This is a genomic window from Caulobacter sp. GW456-12-1-14-TSB4 (assembly GCF_059424195.1).
The window spans coordinates 91051-106928 of record NZ_JBWKZF010000006.1 but is presented as its reverse complement, the minus strand read 5'-3'; the positions used below and the strand labels follow the sequence as shown (position 1 = coordinate 106928).

The window sequence follows — 15878 nt, the reverse complement described above, 5'->3', positions numbered from 1 at the left end:
GGCTCTCGTGACGACGGAATAGGCGCCTAGTCCGCGTAGCCGGGCAGCTCGCGGTCCAGCTTGCGCAGGCAACCCGGCCAAGCCAGGCCGCCGATCATGCCCATGCCCATGCCGGTCTGCTTGCGCACCTCGTCCTGGGCCCCGTCGGGCGCCAGCAGGACGTTGTCGCGACCGATCGAAAGCGCCATCACCTGCTGCGCGCACGCCCGCTCCAGGAAGAACATCCCCAACCAGCACTCGGCCGCCGTGCTGCCCACCGACAGCGTGCCGTGGTTGCGCAACATCATCAGCCTCTTGGTCTCGCCCAGGTCGGCCACCAGCCGTTCCCGCTCGTCCAAGTTGAGAGCAATGCCTTCATAGTCGTGATAGGCGAGCTGAGGCAAGACGATTAGCGCGTGCTGGGTCAGCGGCAGCAGGCCCTCGGCGTGCGCCGAGACCGCCACGCCCTGGTCGCTGTGCAGGTGCATGACGAAGTGGGCGTCCTCGCGCGCGGCGTGGATGGCCGAGTGGATCGTGAAGCCCGCCGGATTGATGAAGTACGGCGTCTTGTCGACGACATTGCCTTCCAGATCGACCTTGACCAGGCACGAGGCGGTCATCTCGCCGAAGAACATGCCGTACGGGTTGATCAGGAAGTGATGCTCGGGTCCCGGCACGCGGGCCGAGATGTGGGTGAAGATCATGTCGTCCCAGCCGTGCAGGGCCACGAGACGATAGAGGGCGGCGAGATCGACGCGCGCCTGCCACTCGGCTTCGCTGACCTTGCCCTTGAGGGACGTGATGGGCAGAGCACCGTCGGCCATGGTGAGCCTCCCTAGGTTATCATTGTTGACTTAGCGTCGCGCCGGGGCGTTCCAGCGTCAAGAGGGCCTTTGATCGGCCTCATCGCTTGCCAACCGCCCGCCGCCGTCGGACCGTCCCCGCGAACACGGGGGAATCGAGACCGATGCTGACGCTGCTGGGCGTGGCGGTGATCGTGCTGGGCTTCGCCCTGCGCTTCAATCCGCTGCTGGTCGTCATCGCCGCCGCCCTGACCTCGGGGCTGGCCGCCGGCCTCGCGCCGCTGGAGGTGCTGGCCGCCTTCGGCAAGGCGTTCAACACCAACCGCTACGTCACGGTCGCCTGGCTGGTGCTGCCGGCCATCGGCGTGCTGGAGCGCGCGGGCCTCAAGGAGCAGGCCCGCCGGGCGATCCAGAGCCTGACGGCCGCGACGGCGGGGCGGCTTCTGATCGTCTACCTCCTGATCCGCCAGCTGACCGCGGCGATGGGCCTGCCCACGATCGCCGGCCACGCCCAGACGGTCCGCCCGCTGGTCGCGCCGATGGCCGAGGCCGTGGCCGAGCCCCACCTCCAAGGCCCACAGGCCGCGGACCGCCGCGAGAAGGTCAAGGCGATGAGCGCGGCCACCGACAATGTCGGCCTGTTCTTCGGCGAGGACATCTTCCTGGCCATCGGCTCGATCCTGCTGATCGTCGGCTTCCTGGACCAGAGCGGCATTACGGTGGAGCCCCTGCATCTGTCGATGTGGGCCATCCCGTCGGCCATCGCCGCCTTCTTCATCCACGGCGCGCGGCTGCTGCTGTTCGACCGCGCCCTCGCCCAAAGCGCCAGTGGGCCGGAGGCCGAACAATGATCGGCCTGCCGCTCGTCTACCTGCTGGCCGGCCTGATGTTCGGCGCCTTCGCCGTGCTGAGCGCGCTCGACCGCGAGAACAAGAAGCGCTTCGGCAACGCCGCCTTCTGGGGCCTGTTCGCCTTGAGCTTCCTGTTCGGCGACCATTTCGGCGACCTGGGCAACGGCTTCCTGGCGGTGGCCCTGGCCCTGATCGCCGGGACGGGCCAGCTGGGCGTCGGCGCGCCGAAAACCACCTCGCCCACAGAACGCGAGAGCCTGGCGGCGACCTATGGCGCGCGGCTGTTCATCCCGGCCCTGGTCATCCCGGTGCTGGTGTTGGTCGGGACCCTGGTGTTCAAGCGCCTGACGCTGCACGGCGCGCCGCTGGTCGATCCCAAGCAGGCGACGCTGGTTTCCCTGGCCCTGGCCGCCGTCGTCGCGGCGATCCTGGCCCAGGTGATGTTCCGCCAGCCGGCCTCGGCGCCGCTGCAGGAAGGCCGCCGCCTGATGGACTTGGTCGGCTGGGCCGCCCTCTTGCCCCAGATGCTGGCCGCCCTGGGCGCGGTCTTCGCCCTGGCCGGGGTCGGCAAGACCATCGGCGAGCTGGCGGTGATGATCACGCCCGTGGACAGCCGTTTCGCCGCCGTGGCCGCCTACTGCCTAGGCATGGCCGTGTTCACGGTGATGATGGGCAACGCCTTCGCGGCCTTCCCGGTGATGACCGGCGGCATCGCCCTGCCCCTGGTCATCGGCCGTTTCGGCGGCGATCCGGCCGTGGTCTGCGCCATCGGCATGCTGTCGGGCTTCTGCGGCACGTTGCTGACCCCACTGGCGGCCAATTTCAACCTTGTGCCGGCCGCGCTCCTGCAGTTGAAGGACCGCTACGGCGTGATCCGCGCCCAGGCGCCGACGGCGATCCTGATGTTGCTTGTGAACGTGGTCCTGATGAACGCCCTGGCTTTTCATAAATGAGCCTCGCCCGCTCCACCGCCTCGCGCTTCGCCAAGATCGCCCTGGGCCACCTGACCCGCGAGTATCCGAACAAGCTGGACCACGTGATGGCGGGGCCGGACGACGTCCGCTCGCCGCGTGACCTGCACCCGATTTTCTATGGCAGCTTCGACTGGCACTCGTGCGTGCACGGCTACTGGCTGCTGGCCACCCTGCTGCGCCTGCGCCCCGAGATGCCGGAGGCTGATCAGATCATCGCCCTGTTCGACGACGCCTTCACGGCCGAAAAGGTTGGCGCCGAGACCGCCTACGCCAACCGCCCCGAGAGCCGCGGCTTCGAGCGCCCCTATGGCTGGGCCTGGAGCCTGATGCTGCAGGCCGAACTGCTGCGCCACCGGCAGCGCCCCTGGGCTGGCGTCCATGCGCCCCTGGCCGCCGCCTTCAAGGCCCGCTTCGACGCCTTTCTGCCGATCGCCGACTACCCGGTCCGTACCGGCACCCACTACAACACCGCCTTCGCCCTGGTGCTGGCGACCGAGTACGCGGTGATGACCGACGACCAGGCTTTCTTCGACCTGATGCAGAACCGCGCCATCCTTTGGTACGGCCAGGACGCCGCCTGCCAGGGTTGGGAGCCGTCCGGCGACGACTTCCTCTCGCCCGCCCTGATCGAGGCCGAGGCCATGCGCCGCCTGCTGCCGCGCGAGAGCTTCGACATCTGGTTCCCGCGCTTCCTGCCGGACCTGGCCGAGAAACAGCCCGCCACCCTGTTCTCGCCCGCCCGGGTCAGCGACCGCACCGACGGCAAGATCGCCCACCTGGACGGCCTGAACCTGTCGCGGGCCTGGTGCTGGCGGCTGCTGGCCGGGGCCATGCCCGAGGAGGATCCGGCCAAGCCGCTGGCCGTCAACGCCGCCCTCGCCCACTTGGCCACGGCCATCCCGCACATCGCCGGCGACTATATGGGCGAGCACTGGCTGGCCACCTTCGCCCTGCTGGCGCTGGAGAACGGCTAGACTTAAGGGCGCGGCGCGACCGTCCGCCCACTGTTTACATTCCTTGACAATGAACCCGAAGCGGCTCGCGTTAAGGAAGTTCTCGCGTCCAGCGAAGGGCGCGAGTCGCAGACAGGGAGCTGTCGTCATGCCCGACGCCGCCCGTATCGAGATCGCCCCAGAAACCGACGGCTGGGTCGTCTCCGAAGATGGCCGCCCGACCGGCCTCTTCGACAATCGCGAAACCGCCTACAAGCGCGCGCTGGACCTGTGCGGCGCCCTGTTCGAGCGCGGCGTGCGCTCGCGGGTCTATGAGCTGCCGGCGGCGGCCTGAGCCACCTTTACAATCCTTGACAATGTTCCGCCCACGTTAGGGCTAACATTTTCATCAGGGACTGATTTGTCGCAACCCTGGGAAGGCGCGACTTGCGGGAGCCACATCATGGCCCAGACGACGCGTAACCACCTGCGTAACGAAGTCCGGACGTTCCTGATCGTCAGCGCCGGCGCCTTCGCGCTGGGCCTCGCCATCGGTTTTGGCGTGATGGGCTTCCACTAGCCCCCGATCAGTCGTCGCGACCGCCGCTCTTCATCAGGCGCGCCTTGTCGCGCGCCCAGTCGCGGGCCGCTTCGGTCTCGCGCTTGTCGTGGTTCTTCTTGCCCTTCGCCAGGCCGATCTCCAGCTTGGCCAGGCCCTTGTCATTCCAATAGAGCTTCAGCGGAATCATCGTGCGACCGTCGCGCTGCACGGCGCCGATCAGCTTGTCGATCTGCTTGCGATGCAGCAGCAGCTTCCGGTGCCGGCGCGGCTCGTGATTGAAGCGGTTGGCGTGGCCGTAGGGCGGGATGTCGGCGTTGATCAGCTTGATCTCGCGCCCTTCGACCGAAGCGTAGGACTCAGCGATATTAGCCCGGCCGACGCGCAAGCTCTTCACCTCGGTGCCGGTCAGCATGATGCCGGCCTCGAAGACCTCCTCGATGAAGTAGTCGTACCGGGCGCGCCGGTTCTCCGCGATCGGCTTGGTCATTACGACAGGCCAGCCTCGCGCATGGCTTCCAGGATCGTGGGACGCACGGCTTCGGCGCAGGTGGTGATCGGCAGGCGCGCCTCGTCCGAGCACAGGCCAAGGTGGGCCATGGCGAACTTGGTCGGAGCCGGCGAGCTGTCCAGGAACAGCGCCTTGTGCAGGCGCACCAGGCGATCCTGCCAGTAGAGCGCGGTTTCCCACTGGCCGGCCATGCAGGCGTTCATGAAGGCCGCGCAGGCGTCCGGGGCGACGTTCGAGGTCACCGAGATCACGCCGTGTCCGCCGTGGGCCATGTAGCCCAGGGCCGAGGGGTCGTCGCCGGTCAGCAGCACCCAGTCAGGGCCGCACAGCAGGCGCTGCATGCTGATGCGGGTCAGGTCGCCCGTGGCGTCCTTGATGCCGACGATGTTGGGCAGCTTCGAAAGGCGCGCCAGGGTCTCGTTGGAGATGTCGACGCCCGTGCGGCCCGGCACGTTGTAGACGAACACCGGCAGCTCCACGGCGTCGTTGATCGCCTTGTAGTGCTGGTACATGCCTTCTTGGCTGGGGCGATTGTAGTACGGCGTCACCACCAGGCAGGCGTCGGCGCCGACGGCCTTGGCGTGGGCGGCCAGCTCGACGGCCTCGGCGGTCGAGTTGCTGCCGGCGCCCGCGATCACCGGCACGCGGCCGGCGGCGGTCTTCACGCACAGCTCGACGACGCGCTTGTGCTCGTCGTGCGACAGGGTCGAGGTCTCGCCGGTGGTGCCGACCGGCACCAGGCCGTGGACGCCGCCCGAAATCTGGCGCTCGACCAGGGCCACGAACGCTTTTTCGTCCACCTCACCGTCGCGGAACGGCGTGACGAGGGCCGGAATGACGCCCTTGAAGTGAGACTGGACCATGACCTGCAAATTGCCGTGAGGAGACGCCGCGGGTGTTGCGGCAGGAGAATGGGGGCGGACAATATGTCCGTGTCCCATGGCGCCGCAACCGGCGCTTGGGAGCAGTTGCGGATTTGATGGCGGAAAGCAGCGCGGTCAAGCCCTGGGAACAGGACTTTAAACCCTATTGAGGCCTGAATCGTCGCATAGGGCCTCGCGTGAGATTCGAGTACAAGGCCCTTCGGGGTCGGTTGATGGAGAGCGTTTTGGCTTCAGTGATGCGTCGGATTCTGCTCGGTGGAGCTTGCATCGTGGCCGTGGTCGGGGCGGCGGACGCCCAGACGACGACGGGCTATGCGACCTCGTATTCGAGCCAGCCCGGCCTGATCACCACCCCGCCGACCGCCATCCCCGGCGCGCTGTCCGACACCGACAGCGCCAACCTGCAGACCGCCCTGGCGGCCGCCAAGCGCGGTGACGTCTCGGGCGCGCGCATGGCCATGGACAGCCTGCAGGACCCGGTCGCCAAGAAGATCGCCCAATGGGCCCTGATCGACAGCAACGCCGAGGCGATGAGCTTCTTCGAGCTGGACGCCGCCCGCCGCGATCTGGCCGGCTGGCCGCGCGGCGCCCGCCGCGACGCCGCCGCCGAGAAGGCCCTGTCGACCTCGGGCCTGGATCCGGCCCGCATCATCGCCTGGTTCGGCGGCGCTCAACCGGCCACCGCCGACGGCGCCATGGCCCTGGCCAGCGCCTGGCAGGCCACGGGCCGCACCCAGGACGCCACCAACCTGATCCGCCGCACCTTCCGCGACAAGGTGTTCGAGGCCGACGCCCAGCGCAGCATGATCGCCCGCTTCGGCGGCATGCTGACGGCCGACGACTACGCCCGCCGCGCCGATATCCTGTTGTACGGCCAGCAGGGCCCAGCGGCGCGCGACATGGTCGCCATGCTGTCGGAGACCGGTCAGGCCACGGCCCGCGTGCGCATGGCCTACCGGTCGAACTCGGCTAACGCCAACGCGCTCTACAACAATCTGACGCCCGACCTGCAGGCCTCGCCCGGCGTGGTGTTCGAGCGCGCGGCCTATCTGCGCCGCGCCGGCATGGACACCCTGGCTCTGCCGATGGTGGTCAACTTCCCGGTCCCGCCGACCGAGGAAGCCTCGACCGTCATCTGGAAGGAGCGCAAGCAGCTGATCGTCTCGGCCCTGAAGGCCGGCAACAGCACCGGCGCCTATGCGGCCGCCGACAACACCCAGGCCCTGGCCCCGGCCGACATCGCCGAGAGCGAGTTCTACGCCGGCTGGATCGCCCTGACCCGCCTGCGCAATCCCGACGCGGCCGCCGCCCACTTCGCCCAGATCGCCGCCGTCGGCGCCTCGCCGATCACGCGCGGTCGCGCCCTCTATTGGCAGGGCCGCGCCGCCGAGGCGCAAGGCGACCCGATCGCCGCCCAGACCTTCTACGCCGAGGGCGCGCGCCACATCACCACCTTCTACGGCCAGTTGGCCGCCGAGAAGGCGGGGCTGAAGGAACTGCGCCTGGAGCGTGATCCGGTCATCACCCAGGCCGACCGCGCCCGCTTCTACGGCCGCGAACAGATCCGCGCCGCGCGCATCCTGGCCGACACCGGCAACCGCGACCTGTTCCGCAGCCTCGTCCTCTATATCGACGACACCCTGCCCAACGCCGAGGAAAGCGCCCTGCTGGTCGATCTGGCTCGCGGCTATGGCGACCAGGACCTGGCCATGCGCGCCGTCCGCACGGCCGCCCAACGCGGCTTCATCCTGCCCGAGCGCGGCTATCCGCTGCTGGACCACCACTTCACGCCCGGCGCCGGCGCGGCGGAGACGGCCTTCGTCTATTCGATCTCGCGCCAGGAGAGCAATTTCGACCCCGCCGCCCGTTCGGGCGTGGGCGCGCGCGGCATGATGCAGCTGATGCCGGCCACCGCCGCCATCGTCGCGCGCAAGCTGGGCGAGGCCCATTCGGTCGAACGGCTGGGTGACGCGCCGTACAACATGCGCCTGGGCTCGGTGTATCTGGGCGACATGGTCCGCAGCTTCAGCGGCTCGTACATCATGGCGGCCGCCGCCTATAACGCCGGCCCGGGCCGTCCGGCCCAGTGGGCGGGCCTGTGCGGCGACCCGCGCGGCGCGACCACGGACCCGCTCGACTTCATCGAGTGCATCCCGTTCTCCGAGACCCGCAACTACGTGATGCGGACCCTGGAGACGACCATGGTCTACCGCGCCCGCCTGAACGGCGGGGTGAGCCCGCTGACCCTGTCGTCGGACCTGAAGCGCGGCGGCTACGTGTACTCGCCGTCGGTCGCGGCGGCGGATACGGCGGTCACCCAGCCCTAGGCTCGGCGGGCCGCCAGCACCGGCCCCGCCGAGGTCTCGACCAACTCGCCGTCCAGCCGGAACACGCGGCCCAGGACCTCCCGCGACAGCGCCTCGCGCGGCGGCCCTTCGGCGACGATGCGGCCGTGATCGACCACCACGATGCGGTCGCAGGACCGGGCGGCCAGGCCAAGATCGTGCAGCGTCACCACCACGCCCGCGCCCTTGGCGGCCTCGGCGCGCAGCAGATCGAGCGTCAGCAGCTGGGCGTCGGGATCAAGGCCCGCCACCGGCTCGTCAGCGACCAGCAGAGGCGCTCGGGTAGCCAAGAGGCGCGCCAGCAGCACCCTCGCCCGCTCACCGCCGGACATGTCCAGCACACCGCGATCGGCCAGCTCGGCCGCGCCGACGCGGGCCAGGCAGTCCAGCGCCAGGGCGTCGGCCGCCTCGTCGGCGAGGTCGGTCGCGCCGAGGGCCGCGACCATGCGGGCCGGCAGATTCCAGGCCACGCGGCGGTCTTGCGGCAGATAGCCGACCAGCTTGGCGCGCGCGTCGGGCTTCATCTCGGCCAGGGTCTTGCCCGAAAGCCGCGCCTCGCCGGCCGAGATCGGCAGCAAGCCCAAGCCCGCGCGCAACAGGCTGGTCTTGCCCGCGCCATTGGGACCAACGACGCCGACCACCTCGCCGGCCGCGACGGCCAGGGACACGGTCTCCAGCACCGTCTTGCGGCCTTGCCGGGCGATGACGCCCTCGAGGGTCCAGAGCGCGCTCACGACCGCCAGCTCCGCGAGGCCCGCCAGGCCAACAGGGCGAAGGCCGGCGCGCCGAACAGGGCCGTGACCACGCCCAGCTTCAGCTCCTGCTCGGTCGGGATCAGGCGGGCGGCCAGATCGGCCAGCACCAGCAGCAGCGCTCCCGCCAAGGCCGAGGGCCACAGGATGCGCTTGGGGTCGTCCTTGACCAGCGCCCGCACCAGATGCGGCGCGGCCAGGCCGACGAAGCCGATCACGCCCGCCGCCGCCACGCCCGCGCCCGTCAGCAGGGCCGAGCCGGCCACCGCATAGACCCGCAGGCGCGCCATCGGCAGGCCCGACATCCGCGCGGCCTCCTCGCCCAGGGTCAGCATCCGCAGCCCCTGCCCGGCCCGCAGGCACAGCGCCGCGCCGATCGCCATCGGGACAAGGGCCCGCAAGGCGTCATGCCAGTCGCGGTTCTCGACCGAGCCCATCAGCCAGGCCAGGATCTCGGCCGTCGCCACCGGCGAAGGCGAGAGGTTGAACACCAGCGCCGTCAGGGCGCCGCCGAACGCCGACAGGGCCACGCCGAACAAGATCAGCGCCTCGGGCTCGCGGAAGCGCGCGGCCAGCACCACGACCATGCCCCCGGCGACCAGGGCTCCGGCCAGGGCCGACAGCTCGATCGCGCCGGGCAGCACCGCCAGGCCCGCGGAGATCGCCACGGCCGCGCCCAGGCCCGACACCGCCGAGACGCCCAGCACGCCCGGATCGGCCAGCGGATTGCGCAGCAGCCCCTGCATGGTCGCGCCCGACAGGCCCAGGGCCGCGCCGACCAGGGCGGCGACGGCCACGCGGGGCGCGCGGATGGTCCACAGCACCTCGCCCGGGGGCGAGGCTGGATGGCTCAAGCCTTGCGCGTACTGGGCCAGCGTGAACGGCGTCTCGCCCAGCGACACGGCCACGATCGCCGCCAGCGCCAGGACCAGCAACATCAGGAGACAGAGGCGCAGCAGGCTCATCGCGCCGCCTCGGCCAGGGCCAACGAGCCGTCAGCGGCGAACCAGCCGGCGCAGCCGACCACCTTGGCCGGCAAGTCGGCGACGGTCCGGGTCTTGATCGCATCGCGCAGCGCCGCATGGCGGCCGGGTCCCCAGCGATCGGAACCGGCGCGGGCCAGGTCGAACAGGCCCAGCACCACCGCCGCCGGCGGGGTCATCACCATCCGTTCCAGCGACACCGGCGCGAAGTACGGGCTTGTCGTGGCGTTGGCATAGCCCGCCGCCTTCAGCATGGCGTCGACCAGGGTGTTGGAGCCGGCCGTATAGCCGCCGGGCGTCAGGTAGAGCGCCGAGCGTCCCCGCCCCGCCCCGGCCGAGCGGGCCAGCTTGGCGTCCATCTGCGCGATCAGCGCCTCCCCCTGCGGCTTGCGATCCAGCGCCGTGGCCACCTTGCGGATATTGCCGCGCACGCCCTCGAAGTCGGCCGCGTCGTCCAGCGCCACGGTCGCCACGCCCTTGCCTTGCAGCGCCTTGGCGAGCCGCGCGTCGCCGCCCCACAGTCGCACCACGACCTGGGGCCTGGCCGCCACCAGGCTCTCGAACGTCGCCCGCCGCAGCGGCAGGCCCTCGGCCGAGGCGCCTATGTAGCTGTCGGGCGAGACGGCGCGGTGCGAGAGCCCGACGATGGCCTCGCGCGGCGCCAGGGCCAGCACGTACTGGTCGGCGCAGGAGTCGAGCGACATCACGCGCGGCCCCGCCAGCGCGGCTGCAGGGACAAGCGTCATCGCCGCCAGAAGCGCGCACAAGGCCTTGGCGGCGCTCATGAAATCAGTCCGTGACCAGGCCGTACAGCAGACCGTCCAGCATGATCTTCATCAGCTCCTCGGCGTCGGACCAGCCGCGCGAGGGCTTGGTGATCAGCAGCGACACCAAGCCGTGGCAGCCGCTCCACAGCACCTCGGCGGCCTGCACGGCCGAACCCGAGCGCAAGCGCCCCTGGGCGGCGATCTGGTGCACCGGCTCGCTGAACTTCTCGAAGCAGCGATCGCCCAGCGCCAGCACGTCGGCGGTCTTTTCGGCCGAGATGTGGTCGCCGGTGCTGCAGAACACCAGCTGGTAGGTGTTGGGATTGTCGAGGGCGAACTTCATGTACGCCTCCAGCATCACGCGCACGCGCGACACCGGGTCGATCGGCTGGGCCGCGATCTCGGTGTTCAGCTCCAGCAGACGCTCGATGGCGTCATTGCTGATCTCCAGCAGGATCTGGTCCTTGTCGCGGAAGTGCATGTAGAGCGCCGTCGACGACACCCCCACCGCATCGGCGATCTTGCGGATCGTCGCGCCGGCATAGCCCTCGGCGATGAAGATCTTCTCGGCCGCCGCCAGGATCTCGCCCCGGCGCAAGTGCCCGTCGCCCTTGGGCTTTCGGGCGGACTTGTGAGGCTTTTTCAGAACGACCGTCACGGACTTGGCTTCCCCTGCATTTCCCCGCTCCGACACTAAACGGGAATCACCCAGCCGTCGCAAGAACGTGCGTGCCAGGAGAATTTCCGAAAAGCCCGGCCTCGCGCGCGCGAGAAAACAGCCCAAAACGTGCATTTTTGCCGATTGACACCTTCAGGTTGAGATTCGTTTATCGGCGCCGTTGAGGGCGAGCGGCGTATCCAGGGGCATCCATGGCGCGTGAAGACAGACGGCTGGAACCGGCGTTCGCGCCGGCGTGCGGACCTGTGTCCGAAGGACTGGGCGCAGGGCGGCTCGAACAGGCGACCGCCGCTCCGACCGGGCGCGATGGCGCACACCGAACCCTGTCGCACGGCCAGGCGGCCTGCGTCGCCGTCGCGGGCCTGCTGGCCGCGATCGGCGTGGCGCTCTCACCATCCGGCGCCCTGACCGTGGCGCATCACCTGTTCTTCGCCGTCTTCCTGCTGGGCGGGCTGACACGGCTGGCGGCGGCCTGTACGCCACTGCCGCCGATCATCGCGCCGCCGCTGGCCGACGTGGACCTGCCGACCTACACGATCATCGCCCCGCTCTATCGCGAGGCCGAGGTCCTGGCCGAACTGGTCCAGAACCTGGCGGCGCTGGACTATCCGCGCGATCGCCTGCAGGCGCTGATCGTGCTGGAGGCCGACGACGACCTCACCCAGGCGGCCGCGCGCGCCCTGGACCTGCCCGCCTTCGTCCAGGTGCTGATCGCGCCACCCGGAACGCCGAAGACCAAGCCCCGCGCCTGTAACCACGCCCTGGACCGGGCGCGCGGCGAGCTGGTGGTGATCTACGACGCCGAGGACATGCCCGATCCGGGCCAGCTGCGCGAAGCCGCCGCAAGGTTCGCCGCGTCGGACGCGCGGCTGGCCTGCCTGCAGGCGCCGCTGCGGATCGAGGACCCCGGCTTCTCGCTGTTCCTGCCCAGCCAGTTCCGGCTGGAATACGCGGCCCATTTCGAGGTGCTGCTGCCGGCCCTGGCCCGCTGGGGCCTGGCCTTTCCGCTGGGCGGGACCAGCAATCACTTCAAGACCGCCACCTTGCGCGAGATCGGCGGGTGGGACGCCTACAACGTCACCGAGGATGCGGACATCGGCTTCCGCCTGGCGGCCGCCGGTTATCGGCTAGGCGTAATCGAACGACCGACCTGGGAGACCGCCCCGACGACTTGGGGACAATGGCTTCCGCAGCGGGCGCGCTGGATCAAGGGGCATATGCAGACGCTGGCGGTCAGTCTGCGCGGCCCGGTCCCGCGCCAGCCACGCAATGCTGTAGCCCTGGTGCTGACCCTGGCCCAGTCGGTGGCCTCCTCGCACCTGCATGGGCCGGTGATGGCCGTCGCCATTGTACTGGCGGCGATCGATTTCGCCCCAGACTTCCGGTTCAGCATCCCGCCCTGGGATTTCCTGCTCTACGTCCTGGGCTGGAGTTCGGCCGCCGTCGCCGGGGCGCGCGGCGTGATGCGCGCCGGCGCCCAGCCCAAGTCGCTGCATCTGTTCGGCATGGCCGGTTATTGGCTGCTGCAGAGCCTGGCGGCGATGAAGGCGCTCTACCAGTTCGTCACCGCGCCGCACCGCTGGGACAAGACCCAGCACGCCCCTCGCTCTGGACCACCCGGCCCCTAAAGCGGTATGGGCGGGCGATGGCACCGAAGATCGCTCCCACCCCTCTCGTCATGCGCACCACCGGCTGGGCCGACTACGCCCTGCTGGACAGCGGCCACGGCAAGAAGCTGGAGCGTTACGGCCGCTACACCGTCGTGCGCCCCGAGCCGCAGTGTTTCTGGGCCCCGCGCCTGGACCAGAAGATCTGGGACAACGCCGACGCGGTCTTCGACCCCACCGACGAGGACGAGGCCGGCCGCTGGCGCTTCAAGGGCAAGCCGATCGAGAAGTTCGATCTGGCCTGGGGCGGCGCCAAGTTCCACGGCCAGTTCACGCCGTTCCGGCACCTGGCCTTCTTCCCCGAGCAGGCGGCCAACTGGGCCTGGCAGGACGAGCGTGTCCGGGCGCTGTGCGCCGGCTCCGGCCCGCAGCCCAAGATCCTGAACCTGTTCGGCTATACGGGCGTGGCCTCGCTGGTCTGCGCCGCCGCCGGCGCGGCCGTCACCCATGTGGACGCCTCCAAGAAGTCGGTCGGCTTCGCGCGCGAGAACGCCGCCTTCGCCGGCCTGGCCGACAAGCCCATCCGCTGGATCGTCGAGGACGCTCGCAAGTTCGTGGCCCGCGAGGTCCGGCGTGGCAACAAGTACGACGGCATCATCCTGGACCCGCCCAAGTTCGGCCGCGGCGCCGACGGCGAGGTCTGGCGCCTGTTCGAGGACCTCTCGGCCCTGACCAAGGACTGCGCCGCCCTGCTCTCGGACGACGCCTCGTTCCTGCTGATGAACGCCTATGCCGCCCGCGTCTCGGGCGCGGCGATGTCGGGCCTGCTGGCCCAGGAGCTGGACGGCCGAGCCGGCGTCATCGACTGGGGCGAGCTGTCGTTGGTCGAGGAAAAGGGCGACCGCCAGATCGGCCTGTCGTTCTTCGCCCGCTGGTCGTCGGAGGCCTGATAATGAACGCCCCCAACCAAGCAAAGACCGTCACCTCCCTGACCAACAACACGGTGAAAGCCGTCCGCGCCCTGCACATGCGCAAGGAGCGCGAGGAGAGCGGCCTGTTCCTGGCCGAAGGCCTGAAGATCGTCATCGAGGCGATCGACTGCGGCCACGCGCCCAAGATCGTCATGTACGGCCCCGACGCCGCCGACCACCCGATGCTGAAGAAGGCCGTCGCGTCCTGCCTGAAGGCTGGCGGCGAGGTCATCGAGGTCAATCGCGAGATCCTCGAGAAGGTCTCGCGCCGCGACAACCCGCAAGCCGTGGTCGCGGTCTTCAAGCAGGTCTACACGCCCCTGTCGGCCATCGTCCCCGAGAGCGCGCCGTGCTGGGTGGCCATGCAGGCCGTCCGCGATCCGGGCAACCTGGGCACGGTCATCCGCACCGCCGACGCGGCCGGCTGCGGCGGGGTGATCCTGGTCGGCGACTGCGTCGATCCCTACTCCGTCGAGGGCGTTCGGGCGACCATGGGCTCGATCTTCGCCGTGAAGATCGCCAAGGCCACCATCCCCGAGTTCCTGGCCTGGCGCGAGACCTGGCCCGGCAGCGTGGTCGGCACCCTGCTGACCGCCACGGTCGACCACAAGAGCGCCGACTATGTGAAGCCGTCGCTGATCCTGATGGGCAACGAGCAGCAGGGCCTGCCGCCTGAACTGGCCGCGGCCTGCGACGTCAACGTCAAGATCCCGATGCGCGGCCGCGCCGACAGCCTGAACCTGTCGGTGGCCACCGGGATCATGATCTACACGGTCACGGGGTAGAACGATGAAGCCGAGACTGCTGACCGGCGCCCTGCTGGCGCTCATCCTCTCGGCTCCGGCCTTCGCCAACGACACCTCGGCCGAGCTGGCGGCCGGCGGGCTGGTGATCACCAAGAACGACGCCATCGAGATGCGGTCCGAAGACCTGTTCATCTCGCAGGAGGCGGTGCGGGTCACCTACAGCTTCGTCAACACCAGCGGTCGCGACGTCACCATCCGCGTGGCCTTCCCGATGCCCGACCTGGGCGGGCCGGACATGTTCAAGAGCGACGTCTCGGTCCCGGTCGATGCCCCCGCCAACATCCTGGCCTTCGCAACCACCGCCGACGGCAAGCCGGTCAAGACCGAGCTGGAGCAGAAGGCCCTGGTCGACGGCGTCGACCGCACCGCCTGGCTCATCGCCAACCACATCCCGCTGGCCGTGCACCAGGGCGCGGCCTTGGAAGCGATCGCGAAACTGCCCAAGGCCAAGCGCGACGAGGCCCTCAAGCTTGGCCTGATCGACGAAGAGGGCGAGACGGTCTGGGTCCTGCGCTCGACCTATCACTGGATGCAGACCTTCCCGGCCGGCAAGCCCGTGACCATCCAGCACCGCTACACGCCCTCGGTCGGGGCCACGGTCGGCACGATGCTGGGACTGGGCAAGGACAGCGACGCCGAGACGGCCAGGAAGTACTGCGTCGATCCCTCGATCCAGACCACCGTGGCCCGCAGCGTCCGCAAGGGCGAAAGCCCGCGCTACACCGAGCACTGGATCGAATATGTCCTGGTCACCGGCGGCAACTGGAAGAAGCCGATCGGCGACTTCCGCCTGACGGTGGACAAGGGCGCGGCCTCCACGCTGGTCAGCTTCTGCGGTGACGGGGTCCGCAAGACCGGCCCCACCCGCTTCGAGATGCGCAAGACCAACTGGCGGCCGGAAAAGGACCTGTCGATCCTCTTCCTGAAGCCGTACGGCGACTAGCTACTTGGCGGCCGGCTTGGGCGGCTCGGCGATGCCGGCTTCCTTGGCCAGCGCCTCGAACTTTGTCGCATCGACATATTCGCCCAGCTTGGTGAAGTTCTGGGTGACGGCGGGATCGCCCATCAGGCCGCGCATGGCCACCTGGCCCAGGACGCCGAACGACTGCTCGATCGCCGACGGGCCTTCGTACTTCAGGGCCTCGACCGTCTCCTTGCGGCAACTGGTGATCAACAGCCGCTCCATCAGGCCCGAGGCCTTGCGGGTGATCGCCTCGCGCTGCGGCTCGGTCATGCTGGCATAGGCCTTCACCGACGGGTGGGCGCTCATCGCCGCGAACACCCAGACCACCAGGTCCGACTGGTCCTGCGGCGTGGCCGAGCGCACCAGGCACTTGGACATCTCGTCCGTATAGACGCCCGCATGGGCCAGGCCGGGCGCGCAGACGGCGGCGGCCATGGCGAAAGACATCAGAAAGCGACGCATGACGATACGAGTCCCCGGAGCCCGCGGAATCCCAATCCGCAACCTCTAG

At 69.5% G+C, this 15878-nt stretch carries 18 protein-coding genes; 10 read left to right on the top strand and 8 right to left on the bottom strand.

The window, feature by feature from the left end; genetic code table 11:
• Positions 1-26: 26 nt before the first annotated feature.
• The gene (locus AC07YH_RS07760) at positions 27-803 is read right to left on the bottom strand and encodes a class II aldolase/adducin family protein (protein ID WP_494746420.1); all 777 of its coding nucleotides are present in this window, start codon (positions 801-803) and stop codon (positions 27-29) included.
• A 143-nt stretch (positions 804-946) separates the two neighbouring features.
• Between AC07YH_RS07760 and AC07YH_RS07755 the strand changes: the two genes are divergently transcribed.
• From AC07YH_RS07755 to AC07YH_RS07735, 5 genes are all read left to right on the top strand, one after another.
• Positions 947-1633 (top strand): DUF969 domain-containing protein, encoded by a 687-nt coding sequence (locus AC07YH_RS07755; RefSeq protein WP_494746419.1) that lies wholly within the window; start codon positions 947-949, stop codon positions 1631-1633.
• Positions 1630-2586 (top strand): DUF979 domain-containing protein, encoded by a 957-nt coding sequence (locus AC07YH_RS07750; RefSeq protein ID WP_494746418.1) that lies wholly within the window; start codon positions 1630-1632, stop codon positions 2584-2586. Before AC07YH_RS07755 ends, AC07YH_RS07750 begins: the two co-directional genes overlap by 4 nt.
• Positions 2583-3581 (top strand): DUF2891 domain-containing protein, encoded by a 999-nt coding sequence (locus AC07YH_RS07745; protein WP_494746417.1) that lies wholly within the window; start codon positions 2583-2585, stop codon positions 3579-3581. Before AC07YH_RS07750 ends, AC07YH_RS07745 begins: the two co-directional genes overlap by 4 nt.
• A 127-nt stretch (positions 3582-3708) precedes the next feature.
• The gene (locus tag AC07YH_RS07740; RefSeq protein ID WP_494746416.1) at positions 3709-3894 is read left to right on the top strand and encodes a hypothetical protein; all 186 of its coding nucleotides are present in this window, start codon (positions 3709-3711) and stop codon (positions 3892-3894) included.
• 108 nt (positions 3895-4002) lie between these two features.
• A complete protein-coding gene (locus AC07YH_RS07735; RefSeq protein WP_494746415.1) occupies positions 4003-4119 on the top strand; it encodes a hypothetical protein in 117 nt (38 codons plus the stop codon).
• A 7-nt stretch (positions 4120-4126) separates the two neighbouring features.
• Here AC07YH_RS07735 and smpB read toward each other — a convergent pair whose 3' ends face one another.
• Together smpB and dapA are read right to left on the bottom strand one after the other, a co-directional pair.
• On the bottom strand, positions 4127-4588 hold the full coding sequence (gene smpB, locus AC07YH_RS07730; protein WP_494746414.1) for an SsrA-binding protein SmpB: 462 nt from the start codon (positions 4586-4588) through the stop codon (positions 4127-4129).
• Positions 4588-5472: a 4-hydroxy-tetrahydrodipicolinate synthase gene (dapA, locus tag AC07YH_RS07725; protein WP_494746413.1), complete on the bottom strand. Its 885-nt coding sequence runs from the start codon at positions 5470-5472 to the stop codon at positions 4588-4590. The genes smpB and dapA overlap by 1 nt, the downstream gene beginning before the upstream one ends.
• A gap of 245 nt (positions 5473-5717) precedes the next feature.
• On the opposite strand from dapA, the gene AC07YH_RS07720 reads away from it, so the two are divergent.
• Positions 5718-7820: a lytic transglycosylase domain-containing protein gene (locus tag AC07YH_RS07720; RefSeq protein WP_494746412.1), complete on the top strand. Its 2103-nt coding sequence runs from the start codon at positions 5718-5720 to the stop codon at positions 7818-7820.
• Here the strand turns inward: AC07YH_RS07720 and AC07YH_RS07715 are convergent.
• From AC07YH_RS07715 to AC07YH_RS07700, 4 genes are read right to left on the bottom strand one after another with little or no spacing between them, the layout of a single operon-like run.
• A complete protein-coding gene (locus AC07YH_RS07715) occupies positions 7817-8572 on the bottom strand; it encodes an ABC transporter ATP-binding protein (RefSeq protein ID WP_494746411.1) in 756 nt (251 codons plus the stop codon). The genes AC07YH_RS07720 and AC07YH_RS07715 overlap by 4 nt on opposite strands.
• A complete protein-coding gene (locus AC07YH_RS07710; protein WP_494746410.1) occupies positions 8569-9555 on the bottom strand; it encodes a FecCD family ABC transporter permease in 987 nt (328 codons plus the stop codon). The genes AC07YH_RS07715 and AC07YH_RS07710 overlap by 4 nt, the downstream gene beginning before the upstream one ends.
• Positions 9552-10358 carry an ABC transporter substrate-binding protein gene (locus AC07YH_RS07705; protein ID WP_494746409.1) on the bottom strand — a complete coding sequence of 269 codons (807 nt, stop codon included), beginning with the start codon at positions 10356-10358 and terminating at the stop codon, positions 9552-9554. Before AC07YH_RS07705 ends, AC07YH_RS07710 begins: the two co-directional genes overlap by 4 nt.
• A gap of 4 nt (positions 10359-10362) precedes the next feature.
• Entirely contained in the window at positions 10363-10998 is a 636-nt protein-coding gene (locus AC07YH_RS07700; RefSeq protein WP_494746408.1) for a TetR/AcrR family transcriptional regulator, read from the bottom strand.
• Positions 10999-11210: 212 nt separating this feature from the next.
• Here AC07YH_RS07700 and AC07YH_RS07695 point away from each other — a divergent pair, with 212 nt between their 5' ends.
• The 4 genes from AC07YH_RS07695 to AC07YH_RS07680 are packed head-to-tail and all read left to right on the top strand — an operon-like array spanning position 11211 to position 15346.
• A complete protein-coding gene (locus tag AC07YH_RS07695; protein ID WP_494746407.1) occupies positions 11211-12647 on the top strand; it encodes a glycosyltransferase in 1437 nt (478 codons plus the stop codon).
• Between the two features lie 17 nt (positions 12648-12664).
• A complete protein-coding gene (locus AC07YH_RS07690) occupies positions 12665-13576 on the top strand; it encodes an RsmD family RNA methyltransferase (protein ID WP_494746406.1) in 912 nt (303 codons plus the stop codon).
• Positions 13577-13578: 2 nt separating this feature from the next.
• Positions 13579-14382, top strand: a complete 804-nt coding sequence (locus tag AC07YH_RS07685) for a TrmH family RNA methyltransferase (RefSeq protein WP_494746405.1) — start codon at positions 13579-13581, stop codon at positions 14380-14382.
• Positions 14383-14386: 4 nt separating this feature from the next.
• Positions 14387-15346, top strand: a complete 960-nt coding sequence (locus AC07YH_RS07680; RefSeq protein WP_494746404.1) for a DUF4424 domain-containing protein — start codon at positions 14387-14389, stop codon at positions 15344-15346.
• Here the strand turns inward: AC07YH_RS07680 and AC07YH_RS07675 are convergent, their stop codons facing one another.
• Positions 15347-15829, bottom strand: a complete 483-nt coding sequence (locus tag AC07YH_RS07675) for a hypothetical protein (RefSeq protein WP_494746403.1) — start codon at positions 15827-15829, stop codon at positions 15347-15349.
• Positions 15830-15878 lie beyond the last annotated feature (49 nt).